This is a genomic window from Mesorhizobium sp. M0140 (genome assembly GCF_040322475.1).
GTDB lineage: Bacteria > Pseudomonadota > Alphaproteobacteria > Rhizobiales > Rhizobiaceae > Mesorhizobium.
This window is the reverse complement of sequence record NZ_JAMYTM010000039.1, coordinates 12588-29741: the sequence shown is the minus strand read 5'-3', so window position 1 is coordinate 29741 and position 17154 is coordinate 12588. Positions and strand designations below refer to the sequence as shown.

The following is a 17154-nucleotide window of genomic DNA, read 5'->3' as shown; positions in this document are numbered from 1 at the left end:
GCCCGGCGGAAGGCCTACCGCTCGGCTTCGATGAACGCCTCGATCTTTTCCGGCGCCAGCCCGGCCTCCGCCGCGATGCGGCGGGCGAGGTCGGCGGCTGCGGTACGCGGCCGCCCGATCGGCCGGTCGAGCCAGTAGGACACCGGATTGAGCGCGGTGCGCTCATCGACGGGCGTGATGCGGCCCGATTGCAATTGATGCCCGGTCAGGGGTGGGCGTGCCAGCGCGATGCCGAGCCCATAGGCGGCGGCATCGAGCACCAGATTGTAGTCCTCGAAGCGACGGTCCTGCGGGCGCGGGCGATAATCCATGCCTTGCGCGGCAAACCAGGCGCGCCAGGCAGACGCGTCGGAATCGTTGATCAGCGGATATTTGAGCAGCCGGGCAGGGTCGCCGCGGCCGATCTCGCAGGCAAGCTCGGGTGACGCGACGGGGAAGACATGTTCCTCGAAAAGCTGCACCGAGACGCGGCCCGGAATGCCGCCGCGTCCACAGCGGATGGAGAGATCGATGCCCTCATCGGCAAGGTCGGCCTGGCGGATATCGACATCGAGCACGATGCGCAGCTTCGAGGGATTGTTCTCCAGAGCCGCCATGCGCGGCATCAGCCACAGTCCGCTGACCGAGGGGATCGAGGTCAGCCGCACCACGGCGGTGCCACGCGGCTCGACCCAGCGGTCGGAATGGGTCGATATCAGCGCAAAGGCTTCCGACGTGCGCAGATGCAGCCGGTTCCCCTCGATCGTCAGCGAGACGCCGCGCGCACCACGGTCGAAGACTTTCAATCCCAGCCAGTCCTCGAGCTTGGCGATCTGCCGGCTGACGGCGCCATGGGTGATATTGAGCTTTTCGGCGGCCGCCGAAAAGCTGCCTGTCCGCGCCGCCGCATCGAAGGCGCGCAGCGTCTCGAGCGGCACCATTGTGTCCGAGCTGTGATCCATAGTCACAGGTGATCCTCGATTTGGTCGTTTGTCAACTGGCCTGAAATGGCGTTTTCTGCCTCTCAGGACCGAAGAATACGAGGGCAGTGAGATGAGCGCGATGACGGGCACGTTGAATTCGACACAGCGGATGGACACCACGGCAGCCATTGCTGTCGCGCTGACGGTGGTCGGCTGGGCTTCTGCCTTTCCCGCCATCCGAGCCGGTCTCGCCGCCTTCGGACCGCTGGAATTGGGTGCATTGCGCTTTGCCATCGCCGCGGTGCCGGCGGCGATCTTCCTGGCCGTCAAGCGCCCGGTGCTGCCCAGGCTCGACGAAGTGTGGCGCCTTGTCTTTGGCGGCGCCATCTTCGTCGCGCTTTATACCGTCATGCTCAATTTCGGCGAACTGACCGTCTCGGCCGGTGCAGCCGGCTTCATCATCAATGTCAGCCCGATCTTCACCGCCATCATGGCGATGGTCCTGCTGGGCGAGCGCTTTTCGGGCATGGCCTGGGCCGGCACGGTGATTTCCTTCGCCGGCATTGGCGTCATCGCCATGGCCGACGGGCATGGCCTGTCTTTCAACACCGGTGCTCTTCTGGTGCTTGGTTCGGCCTTGTGCTCGGCCGTCAACACTATCGTCCAGAAGCCGCTGTTTGCCCGCCATCATCCGTTGACCATTTCGGCTTCGAACATGGTGCTCGGCGCACTATGCTTGGCGCCCTTCCTGCCGTCGGCCTTTTCGCAGGCGGCGGTTGCCGACACGGCAGGCCTCGGCGCCGTCATCTTTCTTGGCATCGTGCCCAGCCTGATCGCCTATGCCGCCTGGGCGACCGCGCTGTCGCGTCTGCCCGCCGCACGTGCCTCCAACTTCCTCTATCTGGTCTCGCCGATGTCCGCGCTGATCGGCTTCTTCTGGCTGGGCGAAGTCCCGACGCTGCTCGGCATAATCGGCGGCGCGCTGGCGCTGGGCGGTGTCATCGTGGTGAATTTGAAGAGATGAATATTGCCGTCCGTCCGCTTCCCTCATTCGGAACGATCCCTCGGTCAAAGGCGTTTAGCCGGTGTTTATTCGACGGAGGTCCGAATGCCGGGTGCAACGACGCACCGACGCATCCAACTGGATGATCTATCCATTTTCTATCGCGAGGCAGGGCCGCCAGAAGCACCTGTCTTGCTCTTGCCGCACGGCTATCCCTGCTCTTCGTTCCAATTCCGCCGACTGATGCCGGCGCTCGCCGACCGCTGGCGAACGATTGCATTCGACTGGCCGGGCTTCGGATACAGTGGCACACCAGATCCGGCCGCCTTTGGCTATGATTTCGACGCCTATTCCGACGTGCTTTCCAAACTTGCCGGTGAATTCGGTCTCGAACGCTACGCCTTGTGGCTGCATGATTATGGCTCGCAGATAGGACTCCGGCATGCGATCTCGCACCCGGAGCGGATCAGCGCCCTGATCATCCAGAACGGCGACATCTACGAAGACGTGCTTGGACCCAAATACGCCACGATCAAGGCTTGGTGGACCGACAAGTCGCCCGACAAGCACCGTCCGCTCGAGGCCGCCGTGAGCGAGGACGGGTTCCGGGGCGAGTTCATCGGGGAAGTGGCTGACGACGTTGCAATCCGCGTGCCGCCCGATCTCTGGAGCCTTCACTGGCCATTGATGAACACGCCGGTTCGTCGGCAGATCGCCGTCGGTCTGATGGAGAAGCTGGAAGCCAATCTCAATTGGTTTCCGCGTTACCAGGCTTATTTGCGTGAACACCACCCGCCCACGCTGATCGTTTGGGGGCCAGAGGACGGCTATATGCCCGCGGCGTCGGCGCAGGCCTATAATCGCGATCTGCCCGATGCGGAACTGCATCTGATCGAGGGGGCGGGTCACTGGCTGCTCGAGACACATTTCGACGACGCGCTGCCGCTGGTCCGCGATTTCCTGGCTCGTGTTCACGGCTGATCTCACCCGGCGTCGCTTGCTGCGCTCAGTTGTTGTCCCCTGTCTGAAGGAGAACCTCATGCCGACCAAACCGACCATCGCGCGCATCTGGCGCGGTCGCACCCGCCGCGACGTCGCCGACGCCTATGAGCCATACCTGCGTGCCGAGGGTATTCCGCCCCTCGAGAAGACGGCGCTTGGCGTCCAATTGCTGCGCGAAGACCGCGATGCCGAGACGTGGTTCACAACCATCTCGTATTGGGCCGACATGCAAGCGATGACGGCCTTTACCAGAGGCGAACCGACCAAAGTCCATCATCTGGACCGCGATGCCGAGTTCCTGATCGAGCTGCCGGAGCGGATCGACATCCACCGGATACTTGTCGATCGTCAGGGACTGCGCTGAGCGGCGAATCTGGTGGTTCGCAATCTCGCCTTCTTCGCGGTGATGTCGCTGATCTGGGGGCTGACCTGGGCGGCGATCAAGCTCGGTCTCAATGACGTGCCTCCGCTACTGCTGGCGGCGGCGCGCTATTTGCTGACCGCCGCGCTTCTGGCAACAGCGGTGCGTGGAGCCGGCGCGGCATTCGCCCACGGGCGAACGGGGCGGACGGTGGTCTCGGCATTGCTGGTCAATACCGGCACCTACGGTCTGCTTTTCTGGGGAATGCAGCACGTGCCCTCGGGATTGTCGGGGCTGGTCAACCTGGCGCTGATCCCGATCCTGCTGTTCGCGATTGCCGCATTCACCGGCGAGGAGCGACCGACCTGGCGCCACGCTTCCGCGCTCGCTATCGGCAGCATCGGGCTGGTTGGGCTGTTCTGGACGCGGCTTGGCGCGGGAAGCGGTTCGAGCGGCATCGGGCTCGCTGCGATCGTCGTTGCGACCGCCTGTTATTGCTTCGGCAGCGTGGTTTCGCGCCCGCTGGTGGGCGCGGTCAAACCACTGGCGCTGACAATGGTCCAGGCTGCGATCGGCGGTGTTGCACTGCTTGCGCTGTCGCTCGTGCTGGAGCCGATCTCGGGTGAGACGCTCGAGGCGCTGCACACGCCGGCCGCCATCGGCAGTCTGCTGTTCCTGTCGCTGTTTGGCACGATCGTCGCCTATACGCTCTATCTCGTGCTGATGCGTGATTGGGGCACCGTCCGTGCCGGGCTCTACGCCTTCGTTTCGCCGATCGTCGCTTTAGCGGCCGGAGCCTGGCTCTTCGGCGAGGCGGTCGGCTGGGCTGAAATCGCCGGTGCGATCCTCCTGCTGGCGGCGGCTGCGATCGCGCTGCTCGGGCCGCCAGGCGAAAATCGCGGGTGACCGCATTGTCGGCCGATCTCCTTGGCTTGCCGGTCTCAAGTGGTGAAGCGATGGCCCGCAATCCGTCCGCAGCTATCGCCGCCCGAAAAGCCGTTCGATATCCGCCAGCTTAAGTTCGATGTAGGTCGGGCGACCGTGATTGCAGGTGCCCGAGCCGGGCGTCGCCTCCATCTGCCGCAGCAGGGCATTCATCTCCTCGGCCTTGAGCAGGCGGCCGGAGCGCACAGAGCCGTGGCAGGCCATGGTCGCGGCTATTTTGTCCAGCCGCTCCTTCAGCGTGTCGACCGTGTCGTTGTCGGCGATCTCGTCGGCGAGGTCGCGCACCAATTGCCCGACATTGGTCTCGCCCAGCATCGACGGCGTCTCGCGCACCGCGACGGCGCCGGGGCCGAAGCGCTCGATGCCGAGACCGAAGCGGGCCAGCGTTTCCGAATGCAGCGCAAGCCGCTCGGCATCCTCCTCCGGCAGGTCGATGATCTCGGGCAGAAGCAGCATCTGCGAGGGCACCGGGCGCGAGTGCAGCGCATTCTTCAGCGCCTCGTAGACCAGCCGTTCATGCGCCGCATGCTGGTCGACGATGATGAGCGAATCCCTGGTCTGGGCGACGATGTAGTTCTCATGCACCTGGGCGCGCGCCGCGCCCAGCACCGCGCCGAGCAGCGTCTCGGCCGCTTCATCCTGCCCTGCGCGTGCATCGGCGCTATGCTGCGGACCGGCATCGAAAGCCGCTTGCTCGTTTTCATGCAAGCCGCGCTGCTGGAAGCCCGCACCCTCGAAACCCATATCGAGCGGCCGCTGCGACGACCGGGCGGGATCGAAGCCGGACGGACCCGAGGCGCGGTAGGCCGCGTCGTAGCTGCGGTGGCCGTTTGCCGCTCCACCGTGGCCGTAGGATGCGGCCCCTGGCCGGAACGCCGCCATCATGCCGGCGGCCCCCGTGGTGGCGGCGCGGACGCCGGCATCGGCCAGTGCCTGTCGGATTGCCCCGACGATCAGTCCGCGCACAAGGCCGGGATCGCGGAAGCGCACATCGGCCTTGGCTGGATGAACATTGACGTCGACGATGGCCGGGTCGAGCGTCAGGAACAGCACCGTCACCGCATGGCGGTCGCGCGGCAGGACGTCGGCGTAGGCACCGCGTATGGCGCCGGCGATCAGTTTGTCGCGCACCGGGCGGCCGTTCACATAGGCATATTGCTGCAGCGCGTTGGCGCGGGTGAAGGACGGGATCGACACGTGGCCGGTCAGATGCACGCCTTCGCGCATCGCGTCGAGGGCAATAGAATTGTCCGGAAAGTCGGCGCCCATCACCTGGGCGACACGGCGCAGGCTGCCTTCCGCGCTGTCATCCGCCGCCGGCAATTCCAGCGTCGAGCGGTCCGAGCCGGCCAGCGTGAAGCGCACGGCGGGGAAGGCGATGGCGATGCGCTTGACCACATCGCTGGTGGCCGAGCTTTCGGCGCGCTCGCCCTTCATGAACTTTAATCGGGCCGGCGTTGCGAAGAACAGGTCGCGCACCTCGACCGTGGTGCCGCGATTGGCCGCCGCCGGCCTGACAGGCAGGACGCGGCCACCCTCGATGCCGATCTCGGCGGCGCTGTCACTTGCTGCCGTGCGCGAGCGGATCGAAAGTCGCGACACCGAGCCGATCGACGGCAGCGCTTCGCCGCGGAAGCCCAGCGAGCGGATGTCGTTGATATCCTCGGTGAGCTTGGAGGTGCAGTGTCGTGCGATCGCCAGCGCCAGCTCCCGTTCGGGAATGCCGGAGCCGTCATCGGTGACGCGGATCAGGTTCAGCCCACCGCCGGCTGTGACGATCTCGACGCGCGAAGCACCGGCATCGAGCGCATTCTCGACCAGTTCCTTGACCACGCTCGCCGGACGCTCGATGACTTCGCCGGCGGCGATCTGGTTGATCATCGTTTCGGAAAGCTGGCGGATGGGCATGGCGCCACTATAGGCGGATTCGACGCCGATGAGAAAGCATTCGATGTCGGCGGAATAGCGATGATGCTGGCAGGACAGCACCCCCCTCTGGCCTGCCGGCCATCTCCCCCGCAAGGAGGGAGATCGGATGTCGCCACGGCTTTCGCCAATCTGCAGCGCTGCAGGAAGGGTGGCGAGGCTGGAACTGCCAATCTCCCCACTTGCGGGGGAGATGTCCGGCAGGACAGAGGGGGGTGCTGTCCCGCCGACTTCCAAGGGACAGGGAGGCACTGCCCCTCACGCCTGAGCCGCCAGCCAGTCTCGCACCTTGCGGGCGTTGTCGCTGAGTTCCCGGTTCTTCGGCCAGACGACATAGAACGCCTTGCCGGTCTTCAGCACATGATCCGTCACCGGCACCAGCAAGCCCGACGCCAGCAACCGCTCGGCGAGGTGCCGCCAGCCGAGCGCGATGCCTTGGCCTTCCATGACGCCCTGAATCACCAGGCCGTAATCGTTGATGCGCAGGCCGCGCGCGGTATCGCTGAGATTGGCGCCCGCCGACTGGAACCATTCGTCCCAGCTGGCCGCCTCGCGATACGGCTCCTCCAGATGGATGAGGCGGTGCGTGGCCAGTTCGGCAGCGGATTTGGGCAGGCCGAACTTTGCCGCATAGCTGGTGCCGGCGACGGGAAATATCTCCTCGTCCGCCAGCGGCAACGAGTGATAGTCCGGCCAGTCCCGCGGCGCGCCGCCGCGCACGCCGAGCGGAATGCCTTCGGCGATGATGTCGAGGTCGCGGTCGGCGGTCTGGATACGCAGGTCGATGCCCGGCAGTTCGTCGCGGAACTGCTGCAGGCGCGGCATCATCCAGAACGAACCGAACGCGGTCGAGGCGGCCAGCGTGACATGACCGCCGGTCGCCTGCAGGCGTAGATCCTCCGCCGATTTGCGGATATGCGAAAGCCCAAGCGAGACATCGGCATGGAAGCGCTCGCCGGCCTCGGTCAGGAGAACCTGGCGGTGGCGGCGCTGGAACAGCTTGGCGCCAAGCTGCTCTTCCAGCCCGCGCACGGCATAGGAGACGGCGGCCTGCGTCATGCCGAGCTCGCGGCCGGCGGCGGTGAAGCTCGAAAGCCGCCCGGCCGCCTCGAAGACGATCAGGCTGCCGGCCGAGGGCAGGAGGTGGCGCAGGCTTCGCATAAGCTGAGCTTATACAAGAGATCAGGATTTTCCAGCGTCACATCACCATTTTGTCGCGCTAGGCTCCTTCATGAGTGGAATGGAGTTGCCATGAACGCACCGGCCCCTGAAGTGACCGAACATGCCAACCGCCGCAGTGGCGGCCGCCTGGGGCGCAAGGCGCTGCGCGGAGCCCCCGTAACGTCGTTCCCGACCCTGGTCCGCCAGATCCCCGTCTACCAGATGGTCCCCGATGAGGCGGTCGAGCTGATCCACGAGGAGTCGCTCCTGATCCTCGAAGAGGTGGGATGCGAATTCCGCGACGACGAGGCTATCGCGCTGTGGAAGGCGGCGGGCGCGGATGTCTCGGAAACTCGTGTGCGGATCGACCGGGCCCTGCTGATGGAGCTGGTATCGAAGGTCCCGTCGGAGTTCACGCTCAATGCGAGGAATCCGCAGCGTACGGTGCGGGTGGGCGGCAACAATACCATCTTCGTGCCGATGTATGGCGCGCCTTATGTTCGCGATCTCGACAACAACAGGCGCTACGGCACGCTGGCCGACCTCAACAATTTCCACAAGCTCGCCTACATGGCGCCGGCGCTGCATTCATCGAGTTCGGTCATTTGCGAGCCGATGGAAATCGCGGTACCGAAGCGTCACCTCCACATCATCCATTCCGCGCTTAAGCATTCCGACAAGCCGTTCATGGGCATCGTCACGTCCAAGGAGCGGGCGGAAGACACGATGGCGATGGCAGGCATCGTGTTCGGCGAGGATTACGTCCGCGACAATCCGGTCCTGGTGTCGATCACCAACTGCAATTCGCCGCTGGTGTGGGACGCCACCATGCTGGACGCGATGAAGGTCTATGCGCGAAGCAACCAGCCGCTGATCCTCGCACCCTTCGCACTGTGCGGCGCCTCGACTTCGGCGTCCGCCGTGGGCGCGGTTGCGCAGGTCAATGCGGAAGCGCTGGCGGGCGTCGCCTTCACGCAACTGCTGCGCCCAGGGTCGCCGCAGATCTACGGGCAGTTCATGGTCACGGTGGACATGAAGACCGGCGCTCCGATGGGCGGCACGCCCGAGGCGGCGCAGATGATGTATCTGATGGGAGCCTTGGCGCGGAAATACCGGCTGCCGTGGCGCACGTCCGGCTTTCATGTCGGGTCGAAGCTCAACGACGCCCAGGCGGGTTACGAGGCGAACATGCTGATGCATGCCGCCATCCTCGCCGGCGCCAACTACATCTGGCACTCCGCGGGATGGCTCGAGGCCGGCCTGACCTGCGGCTATTCGAAATTCGCCACCGACTGCGAACAGCTCATCGGCTGGTACAAATATGCCGGCGGTCTGCCGTTCGACGATTTCAAGGAAGCCATGGCGGCCATCCGCGAGGTGGGACCGCAGGGCCATTTCCTCGGCACCCAGCATACGCTCGAACATTTCGAATCCGCCTTCTTCATGCCCTCGATCATGGACTTCAATTCGTTCGAACAGTGGAAGGCGGAAGGGGCGAAGGACCACGACACGCGCGGCCGCGAGAAGGCGCGCAACATGCTGGCGGATTACGAGGAGCCGAAGCTCGATGAAGGCATCGCCGATGGCCTGATGGATTTCATCGCGCGGCGCGAGGAGAGGCTGCCGGACAGCGTCAGTTGACGCGAAGAACCAAGATCAAGGGAACCAGACGGGAGGAAAAAATGGCATTCTTCAGAAGCAGTGGCGATCGCGTGCCGAGCGCTATCGAGGCAATGGCGGTCGAAGCACGCGCGGGTCGTGTCGACCGGCGCGAGTTCCTGGCGCTGGCAAGCGCCTTCGGCGCATCGACGGCGCTTGCCTATGGCATGATCGGTCTTGCCGTGCCGGATCGGGCCTTGGCCGAAGAGCCGAAGAAAGGCGGAACGCTGCGCGTCTCGATGTCGGTGAAGGGACAGAAGGATCCGCGCACTTACGACTGGGTGGAACTGGCGAACATTTCGCGTTGCTGGCTGGAGCCGCTTGTCCGCTATACCAGGCAGTTCACCTTCGAGCCGGTTCTGCTCGAAAGCTGGGATATCAATGACGACGCCACCGAATATGTGCTGCATGTGCGCAAGGGCATCACATGGAACAACGGCGATGCCTTCAACGCCGATGACGTCGCTCACAATCTGACGCGCTGGTGCGAGAAGAATGTCGCCGGCAATTCCATGGCCGCCCGTGTCGGCGCGCTGATCGACACAAAGACCGGCAAGGCCAGGGATGGTGCGATCACCAAGGTCGACGACAACACGGTCAAGCTGAAGCTAAGCGAACCAGACATTTCACTGATCCCGAATTTCACCGACTATCCGGCGCTCGTCGTCCATCGCAGCTTCGATGCCGATGGTGCCGATCCGATCAAGAAGCCGATCGGCACGGGACCGTTCGAACTGGTCTCCTACGATGTCGGCCAGAAGGCGGTCGTCAAGCGTCGTGAGAATGGCAAATGGTGGGGTGGTGAAGCGCCGCTCGACAGCGTCGAGTTCATCGACTACGGCACCGATTTCAACGCCACCGTTAACGCGTTCGAATCGGGTGAGATCGACCTCAATTTCGAGTCGCCCGCCGACTTCATCGACATTCTCGACAAGATGGATCTGGTGAAATCGGAGGTGGCGACGGCGACGACGCTGGTTGCGCGCACCAACATTACCCACAAGCCCTATGACGACAAGCGGGTGCGCAACGCCCTGCAAATGGCCGTCGACAACAATGCGGTCCTCCAACTTGGTTACGCCGGGCGAGGCACCCCTGGTGAAAACCACCACGTTGCCCCGATCCATCCGGAATACTATCCGCTGCCCAAGAAGACACGCGACGCCGCCGGCGCCAAGAAGCTGATGGCGGAAGCCGGACAGGCTGACTTCGAGCATGAGCTGATCACCATCGAGGACGATTGGCAGAAGAATACCGGCGACGCCATTGCCGGCCAGCTGCGCGATGCCGGGATCAAGGTGAAGCGCACGGTGCTGCCGGGTTCGACCTTCTGGAACGACTGGACGAAATATCCCTATTCGATGACGATCTGGTACATGCGCCCGCTTGGCGTCCAGGTGCTGGCGCTCGGCTATCGCACCGGCGAGGCCTGGAATGAATCGGCATATTCCAACCCCGATTTCGACGCCAAGCTCAAGCAGGCGCTATCGCTCATCGACGTGGAGAAACGACGCGAGGTCATGAAGGATGTCGAGCAGATCCTGCAGGATTCGGGCGTCATTATTCAGCCGTTCTGGCAGAAGCTCTACAGCCACCAGAACAAGAAGGTGAAGAACTATGGTGTCCACCAGACATTCGAGATGGACCTTCAGAACGTCTGGCTGGACGGCTGAAACAAGGCGCTGCAGGACTTCATGAGCCGCAAAAAAGCCGATATGCAGGATACGTGGTATTGATAGGCTCAAGCCATCAAAAGCCGGAGATTCTGCATGAGACTGACAGTGCTCGTTGCCGCCCTTTCGATAGCCCTGCCGGCCGCCGCCGTCGCCGGACCGGCGTCCGATGCGGTGAAGTTCTTCTATGTCCCGGCGGTCAAGTTCGAGGCCGACGAACAATATCGGGACCGGTTCACCGAACCGGTGACGAAACTGTTCGAGTTGAACGACCAGGCAACGAAGAAGAACCCGGACCAGGTCGCCTGCATCGATTTCGATCCTGGTCTCGACGCCCAGGATTTCGATCAGAAAACCGTCTCGAAAACGCTGAAACTGTCTGAGAAGCTGGATGGCGATAACGCACAGGTCACGGTATCCTTCAGCCTGTTCTCCGAGGGCGATGATTCCAAACGTGAAATGCTCTGGTCGCTCAAGAAGATCGACGGCAAGTGGAAGATATCGGACATCGCTTCCAAGACCAGCGACTGGACGCTCAGTGCGCTGGAATGCATGGCCGGCCAGACGCCGGAGTGAAGCGATGGCCCATCGCCGGTTGCTGGCCCTGTCGGGTGTGTGTCTGCTGGCGGCTCTGAGCGGCGCCGCCGCGCAAGGCCTGTTGGGTGCGCCGCCGGCTGACGCCGCGCCGGGCGACAGCGGGGCTCCGCCCGCAAATGCACCCGGAACCGGAGTGGAACCGGCAACGCCGCCTGTTGGATGGTCGCCAGCCGAAGCCGCGCCGGCCGCACCGATCCAGCCGGGCTCGCCGACCGCTGTGGTGCGGCCGTTTTACGATCAGGTCGGGCTGGAGATCGATCCAGCCGAGCGAAGCCATTTCATCGACCCGGCCAAAACCGTGCTCGACAAGAGCGACGCCTTGCGCAAATCCGGGCAGGGCGAGTGCCTCGACCCCAACATGGCGCTCGATAATGCCGATTACGACAAGGCCGAGATCGACAAGAGCCTGAAGACGCTCGAGGCGATCAACGGCGACCAGGCCAAGGTCATCGTCGCCTTCGTCATATCGGGCAACCCGCACCGGCTGGAATGGAAATTCAAGAGGGTCGACGGCGACTGGAAGATATCGGACCTGCTGTCGGTGACCGGCGAATGGGCACTCAGCCAATATCAGTGCGAATGATGGGCGAGCTCAACCCCGCCCGCGATAGGGCGCCACCCCGGTGTCGGGCAGCCAGGCGCCTTCGGGCGGAGCGCCCGTTTGCCAGAACACATCGATCGGAATGCCGCCGCGTGGATACCAATAGCCGCCTATGCGCAACCACAGCGGCTTGGTTGCCGCCACGATGCGGCGGCCGATCATGACGGTGCAGTCTTCATGGAAGGCGCCATGGTTGCGAAACGAGGTCATGAACAGCTTGAGCGACTTCGATTCCACCAGAGCCGCATCGGGTGCGTAGTCGATGACGATATGGGCGAAGTCCGGCTGGCCGGTGACGGGGCACAGCGAGGTGAATTCCGGACAGGTGAAGCGCACGATCGCCGGCGGTCCGTCACCACGCGAAAACGGTACGGTCTCCAGGACCGCTGCTTCGGGGCTTTGTGGCGTCTCGACGTGCGCGCCGAGCTGGGTGAGAGTTTTGGTGTCGATCATGGGCGCAATCCTTGTCGCATGCGCCCGGAGTGCGTGCGGGACGACATGCTTGAAAACGAATTTTGCCGCTCATTAGCACAATTTGAAACCGCAGGAAGACGATGACCAGCAACGATCCGCTTCTCCAGCCCTACCAGCTCAAACATTTGACGCTGAAGAACCGGGTCATGTCGACCAGCCATGAGCCGGCCTATTCCGAGGACGGCATGCCGAAACAGCGCTACCGGCTCTACCATGCAGAGAAGGCCAAGGGCGGCATGGCGCTGACCATGACCGCCGGCTCGGCGATCGTCTCGCGCGACAGCCCGGCCGCCTTCGGCAATCTGCATGTCTATGACGACAGGATCGTGCCGTGGCTGGCCGAGCTCGCCGACGCCTGCCACGAGCACGACTGCAAGGTGATGATCCAGATCACCCATCTCGGCCGCCGTACCGGCTGGAACAAGGCCGACTGGCTGCCGGTGCTCTCGGCCTCGCCGGTGCGTGAGCCGGCGCATCGCGCATTCCCGAAGACGATCGAGGACTGGGACATCGAGCGCATCGTCGCCGACTATGCTTCAGCCGCCCAGCGCTGCGAGGCCGCCGGCCTCGACGGCATCGAGTTCGAATCCTACGGCCATCTGATGGACGGCTTCTGGTCGCCGGCCACCAATCATCGCGACGACGAATTCGGCGGCTCGCTGGACAATCGCCTGCGCTTCACCAACATGGTGCTCGATGCCGTGCGGGCAGCTGTCGGCGACAAATTCGTCGTCGGCATCCGCATGGTCGCCGACGAAGATTTCGAAAAAGGCCTGTCGAAGGCGGAGGGGATCGAAATCGCCAGGCGGCTGGCGGGCTCCGGCAAGGTCGATTTCCTCAACATCATTCGTGGCTCGATCGAGAGCGATGCGGCGCTGACCAAGGTCATCCCGGTAACCGGCATGCGCTCTTCGCCGCATCTTGATTTCGCCGGAGAGGTGAGGGCGGCGACGAAATTCCCGACCTTCCACGCGGCGCGCATATCCGACGTGGCCACCGCACGCCACGCCATCGCCACCGGCAAGCTCGACATGGTCGGCATGACCCGCGCCCATATCGCCGATCCGCACATCATCAAAAAGGTGATGGAGGGGCGCGAGCATGAGATCCGCCCGTGCGTGGGCGCCACCTATTGTCTCGACCGCATCTATGAGGGCGGCGAAGCGCTTTGCGTCCACAATGCCGCGACCGGCCGCGAGGCCGAAATCCCGCATATCATCGTCAAGACCGAAGGACCGAAGCAGAAAATCGTGGTCGTCGGAGCCGGCGCCGGCGGGCTGGAGGTTGCGCGGGTCGCGGCCGAGCGCGGCCACAAGGTGATGGTGCTTGAAGCATCGAGCCAGGCCGGCGGCCAGGTGCGATTGGCGACGCAGAACCCGCGCCGCAAGGAACTGATCGGTATCATCGACTGGCGGCTGGCTGAACTCGACCGGCTCGGCGTCGAGATCCGCTACGACACTTGGGCGGAAAAAGACGATGTCCTGGCGCTGTCGCCCGATGTGGTGGTGGTCGCTACCGGCGGCCTGCCGCAGAACCCGCCGCTGACGGCCGGCGACAACCTTGTCACCTCGAGTTGGGACATCATGGCCAGCAGCGTCAAGCCGGCCGAAAATGTGCTGCTCTATGACGACAATGGCGGCCATCAGGGCATGGGCGCCGCCGAACTGATCGCCAATGCCGGCTCGAAACTCGAGCTTGTATCGCCGGAGCGTTTCTTTGCCCCGGAAATGGGCGGCATGAACCATGTGCCCTATATCAGGGCCTTTCAGGAAAAGGGCGTCACCATCACCATCAACACGCGGCTGCGTTCGGTGCGGCGCGAGGGCAATCAACTGATCGCAGAGCTGGCTTCGGATTTCGCCGATGGCTGGCGCGGCGAGCGCAGGGTCGACCAGGTGGTGGTCGAGCACGGTACGCTGCCGCTCGATGATCTCTACCTATCGCTAAAGCCTCTGTCGAAGAATGGCGGTGCGGTCGACTACGAACGGCTGGTGAGTGGTGGCGACATCTTTCCCAAGCGCAATCCAGAAGGCGGCTTCGTGCTGTTCCGCATCGGCGACGCGGTCGCCTCGCGCAACATCCACGCCGCCATCTATGACGGCATCAGGTTCGGCTTGCGTATCTGAAATTAGCTATTGCGAGGATCGGTGGCGCGCGGTCGGACCTGCGTACGAGAGCCCGTATACTTCGGTCTGGCCGCGCGCCCGCACGTCATTGGCTCGTCGCCAGACAACGTACGATTCTGTGAGCTTGTGCTGCGTGGGCGGCGCTCAAAACATTCTGGCCGTGGCCATGCACAGCACGGTCAGCACCAGCAGCCCCCCTGCGATGCGCTCGCCTCTTGTCATCTTCGCGCGCAACTGGCTTTCCGTTGCCGCATCGGCACCGGCAAGCTGCCTGCTGGCTGAGCCCACCAGCGCGCCTTGCACGCCGGCGGCGATCAGGGCCGTCACGATGCCCAGCGCCAGCACCTTCTCCATCGAGCCGAAAACGCCCTCGTGAAAGAAATACCAGAGCAGTATGCCGGTCAGGAAAACCAGACCGGCAGCGCCCATTTGCGGCCGGAAGAACCGTTCCGCCCGGATGTCCGGGTCACGGCCGACCGCGATCGTCGTACCCGCCCAGAATACACCTGCCATGACATGAAGGCCGATAACGATGTAGACATATTGCATAACCGGATTTCCTCTTTAGCCCGCCATCTCTCGGTAATTAGATATCAAATGGTTAGATGTCAATGTATAAGTCGCGCCAGTTCCATCCGTGCATGACACCGTCTAGTGTCCTGCAATGACACCCTTCGAACGCCCGCCAGTCGGCATGAATCTCGGACGAACCGCCAAGCTGGTTGCCCAGGCCTTCGACGCTGCCCTGGTCGAGGCCGGTGGCACGCTGCCGGTCTGGCTCACTCTGCTGTCGGTCAAGTCGAGCAAGCTTGCCAATCAGCGTGAACTCGCCGGCATGATCGGCATCCAAGGCGCGACGTTGACCCACCATCTCAACGCGATGGAGGCGCAGGGCCTGCTGACGCGCCGCCGTGATCCCGTCAACCGCCGGGTTCATCTGGTCGAACTGACCGCGGCCGGAGAAGCGATGTTCGAGACATTGCGTAAGGCTGCGCTTTCCTTTGACAAGCGGCTGCGGGTCGGACTGTCCGACGAGCGGCTGGCGGAGTTCGCGCAGGTGCTGGCCGTGTTGCGGGCGAATGTGGGATGATCTTGGGGGGATCGACAGGCCTTGTATGATCCGAGTTGCTCTGCTATATGACCACTCTAGTCATTTTGGAGCAAGCTATGCGCGAGATTCAGTTGAAGGATGCCAAGGCAACACTTTCAGCGGTGGTCGATCAAGCCGTCGCCGGGACGCCTGCCGTCATCACCCGTCACGGGCGCAAGCAGGCTGTCATTCTGTCTTTCGAAGACTATGAAAGGCTTTCGCGCGTGCCAAGTTTTGGACAATTGTTGGCGGCCTTCCCTGGTGACCTTGGCGATATTCCGCCTCGTTCCCGCAAACCGGCTCGCAAGGTCGCGTTGTAACGCGGTCGATGTTTCTGCTGGATACCAATATCATCTCGGCAATGGCGCCGTCCAAGAAAGCGGATCGGCATGCATTGGCGACTTGGCTCGACCAGGCGAGCAACCATCTGTTCCTGTCCGTTGTCACCGCATCCGAAGTTGCCGCTGGAATAGCGAAGGCCGAACGTGAGGGTGCGACAACAAAGGCGAACTCGCTGCGCGGCTGGTGGCAAGCGGTTCAGCACCTTTATGGAGAAAGAGTGCTTCCCTTCGATTTGCGCGCCGCGCATGCTGCCGGACTAATCCTGGATCGGGCGAGGGCGCACCGGCCTGGATTTGAAGACATAGCGATCGCTGCCACTGCCGAGGTTCATGGTTTAACGATACTGACGGACAACGAGCGTCATTTCGCGCCACTTGGTGTGCCAATGCTCAATCCGCTGAAGAGCTTGCCGTCTTTGCCGGCTCAGTCGTCGTAGCCCTGGATTGTCCCAAAAGTGTAATGGCGCAGCTTCAGAGCGGTGATCAGGTTTGTCAGCTTCGTCTTGCCGTCGAACGCGTTCTGGAACATCTCGTCATGCATCAGCAGGATCAGCTTGCCGGGCTTGACGAAGCGGCCATAGCCGAACAGGTGATCGATCTCGCTGACCAGATGATCGACGCTCTGCACCGGCTCGCCGTTGTCCTTGTGCACCCATTCATGGTCCCAGCCGTAGAGATAGAAGCCTGAGGCCGCGACAAACTCGTAATCGGGCTCTTCACGCCCCTCCTGGGCGAGGCCAAGCGAAGTGTCGTTCTTCGACATGGAGGGCAGCCTGAACACGTCGCGCCCCGGCAGTCTTGCATGCACCAGGGGCTTCAACCCGAGCACCGCGTTTGCCCGTACCATGTCGGCGACGACACCCTCGGTGTCGCCGTAAAAATGCCGGTAGTGATTGTAAGCATGGCTGTAGCTGTGGTTGCCGAGCGTCACCAAAGGAAGCTGCCTGGCACGCTGGACGAGCGCTCTGTTGGCGGCGCTAGCCTGTGCGTGCATGCCGACCATGAATAGGGTTGCAGGAACCTGCTCGGCTTCCAGCACATCGAGGATGTTGCTTGTGCCGTTCAGCGGCCCATCGTCGAAGGTAAGATAGATTATGCGATCGGCCCCTTGGGCGGGAACCGCAAAAATCAAAAGCGCCGCCAGCACAAACCGAAACGGTGTCATCGGCCCCGATATCCGGTTGCGATCACGACAAGGCCGCCATGTCCACAACGGCTTGTCAAGGCGAGCCGGTGCATGTCGCCCAAAAGTGCGCAGCGGTTTTGGGATAACGACATGCACAAACAAAAAGG

The 17154-nt window shown here is 63.2% G+C and carries 18 protein-coding genes; 12 read left to right on the top strand and 6 right to left on the bottom strand.

What is annotated here, in order from left to right:
* Positions 1 to 14 precede the first annotated feature (14 nt).
* Complete coding sequence (locus NKJ37_RS27955; RefSeq protein ID WP_352775907.1) at positions 15 to 941, bottom strand: LysR family transcriptional regulator; 927 nt, start codon at positions 939 to 941, stop codon at positions 15 to 17.
* A 91-nt stretch (positions 942 to 1032) separates the two neighbouring features.
* On the opposite strand from NKJ37_RS27955, the gene NKJ37_RS27950 reads away from it, so the two are divergent.
* From NKJ37_RS27950 to NKJ37_RS27935, 4 genes are all read left to right on the top strand, one after another.
* Positions 1033 to 1926, top strand: a complete 894-nt coding sequence (locus NKJ37_RS27950; RefSeq protein ID WP_023813564.1) for a DMT family transporter — start codon at positions 1033 to 1035, stop codon at positions 1924 to 1926.
* 84 nt (positions 1927 to 2010) lie between these two features.
* A complete protein-coding gene (locus NKJ37_RS27945) occupies positions 2011 to 2886 on the top strand; it encodes an alpha/beta fold hydrolase (protein WP_352775904.1) in 876 nt (291 codons plus the stop codon).
* 58 nt (positions 2887 to 2944) lie between these two features.
* Positions 2945 to 3271 carry an antibiotic biosynthesis monooxygenase family protein gene (locus NKJ37_RS27940; protein ID WP_023813566.1) on the top strand — a complete coding sequence of 109 codons (327 nt, stop codon included), beginning with the start codon at positions 2945 to 2947 and terminating at the stop codon, positions 3269 to 3271.
* 12 nt (positions 3272 to 3283) lie between these two features.
* Entirely contained in the window at positions 3284 to 4174 is an 891-nt protein-coding gene (locus tag NKJ37_RS27935) for a DMT family transporter (RefSeq protein ID WP_023813567.1), read from the top strand.
* Between the two features lie 72 nt (positions 4175 to 4246).
* Here the strand turns inward: NKJ37_RS27935 and mutL are convergent, their stop codons facing one another.
* Both mutL and NKJ37_RS27925 read right to left on the bottom strand, forming a co-directional pair.
* Complete coding sequence (mutL, locus tag NKJ37_RS27930; RefSeq protein WP_128305109.1) at positions 4247 to 6121, bottom strand: DNA mismatch repair endonuclease MutL; 1875 nt, start codon at positions 6119 to 6121, stop codon at positions 4247 to 4249.
* Positions 6122 to 6397: 276 nt separating this feature from the next.
* Complete coding sequence (locus tag NKJ37_RS27925; RefSeq protein WP_127288978.1) at positions 6398 to 7300, bottom strand: LysR substrate-binding domain-containing protein; 903 nt, start codon at positions 7298 to 7300, stop codon at positions 6398 to 6400.
* 90 nt (positions 7301 to 7390) lie between these two features.
* On the opposite strand from NKJ37_RS27925, the gene NKJ37_RS27920 reads away from it, so the two are divergent.
* From NKJ37_RS27920 to NKJ37_RS27905, 4 genes are all read left to right on the top strand, one after another.
* Complete coding sequence (locus tag NKJ37_RS27920) at positions 7391 to 8941, top strand: trimethylamine methyltransferase family protein (RefSeq protein ID WP_013532332.1); 1551 nt, start codon at positions 7391 to 7393, stop codon at positions 8939 to 8941.
* A 41-nt stretch (positions 8942 to 8982) separates the two neighbouring features.
* Positions 8983 to 10632 (top strand): ABC transporter substrate-binding protein, encoded by a 1650-nt coding sequence (locus NKJ37_RS27915; RefSeq protein WP_023813570.1) that lies wholly within the window; start codon positions 8983 to 8985, stop codon positions 10630 to 10632.
* Between the two features lie 96 nt (positions 10633 to 10728).
* Positions 10729 to 11208 carry a DUF3828 domain-containing protein gene (locus NKJ37_RS27910; RefSeq protein WP_023813571.1) on the top strand — a complete coding sequence of 160 codons (480 nt, stop codon included), beginning with the start codon at positions 10729 to 10731 and terminating at the stop codon, positions 11206 to 11208.
* A gap of 4 nt (positions 11209 to 11212) precedes the next feature.
* Positions 11213 to 11812: a hypothetical protein gene (locus NKJ37_RS27905; RefSeq protein ID WP_023813572.1), complete on the top strand. Its 600-nt coding sequence runs from the start codon at positions 11213 to 11215 to the stop codon at positions 11810 to 11812.
* 9 nt (positions 11813 to 11821) lie between these two features.
* Here the strand turns inward: NKJ37_RS27905 and queF are convergent, their stop codons facing one another.
* Positions 11822 to 12283 (bottom strand): preQ(1) synthase, encoded by a 462-nt coding sequence (gene queF, locus NKJ37_RS27900; protein ID WP_010915503.1) that lies wholly within the window; start codon positions 12281 to 12283, stop codon positions 11822 to 11824.
* Positions 12284 to 12384: 101 nt separating this feature from the next.
* On the opposite strand from queF, the gene NKJ37_RS27895 reads away from it, so the two are divergent.
* A complete protein-coding gene (locus tag NKJ37_RS27895) occupies positions 12385 to 14430 on the top strand; it encodes an NADH:flavin oxidoreductase (RefSeq protein WP_023813573.1) in 2046 nt (681 codons plus the stop codon).
* Between the two features lie 144 nt (positions 14431 to 14574).
* Here NKJ37_RS27895 and NKJ37_RS27890 read toward each other — a convergent pair whose 3' ends face one another.
* Positions 14575 to 14979, bottom strand: coding sequence for a hypothetical protein (locus tag NKJ37_RS27890; protein WP_352775899.1), 405 nt, complete (start codon positions 14977 to 14979; stop codon positions 14575 to 14577).
* Between the two features lie 115 nt (positions 14980 to 15094).
* Here NKJ37_RS27890 and NKJ37_RS27885 point away from each other — a divergent pair, with 115 nt between their 5' ends.
* The 3 genes from NKJ37_RS27885 (at position 15095) to NKJ37_RS27875 (ending at position 16298) form a co-directional block, all read left to right on the top strand.
* A complete protein-coding gene (locus tag NKJ37_RS27885; RefSeq protein WP_128305073.1) occupies positions 15095 to 15520 on the top strand; it encodes a MarR family winged helix-turn-helix transcriptional regulator in 426 nt (141 codons plus the stop codon).
* Positions 15521 to 15597: 77 nt separating this feature from the next.
* Positions 15598 to 15840: a type II toxin-antitoxin system Phd/YefM family antitoxin gene (locus tag NKJ37_RS27880; protein ID WP_023813576.1), complete on the top strand. Its 243-nt coding sequence runs from the start codon at positions 15598 to 15600 to the stop codon at positions 15838 to 15840.
* Between the two features lie 8 nt (positions 15841 to 15848).
* A complete protein-coding gene (locus NKJ37_RS27875) occupies positions 15849 to 16298 on the top strand; it encodes a type II toxin-antitoxin system VapC family toxin (RefSeq protein ID WP_023813577.1) in 450 nt (149 codons plus the stop codon).
* On the opposite strand, the gene NKJ37_RS27870 is transcribed toward NKJ37_RS27875, so the two are convergent.
* A complete protein-coding gene (locus NKJ37_RS27870; RefSeq protein WP_352442452.1) occupies positions 16286 to 17026 on the bottom strand; it encodes a polysaccharide deacetylase family protein in 741 nt (246 codons plus the stop codon). The two genes, NKJ37_RS27875 and NKJ37_RS27870, sit on opposite strands and share 13 nt — an antisense overlap.
* Positions 17027 to 17154: the final 128 nt, after the last annotated feature.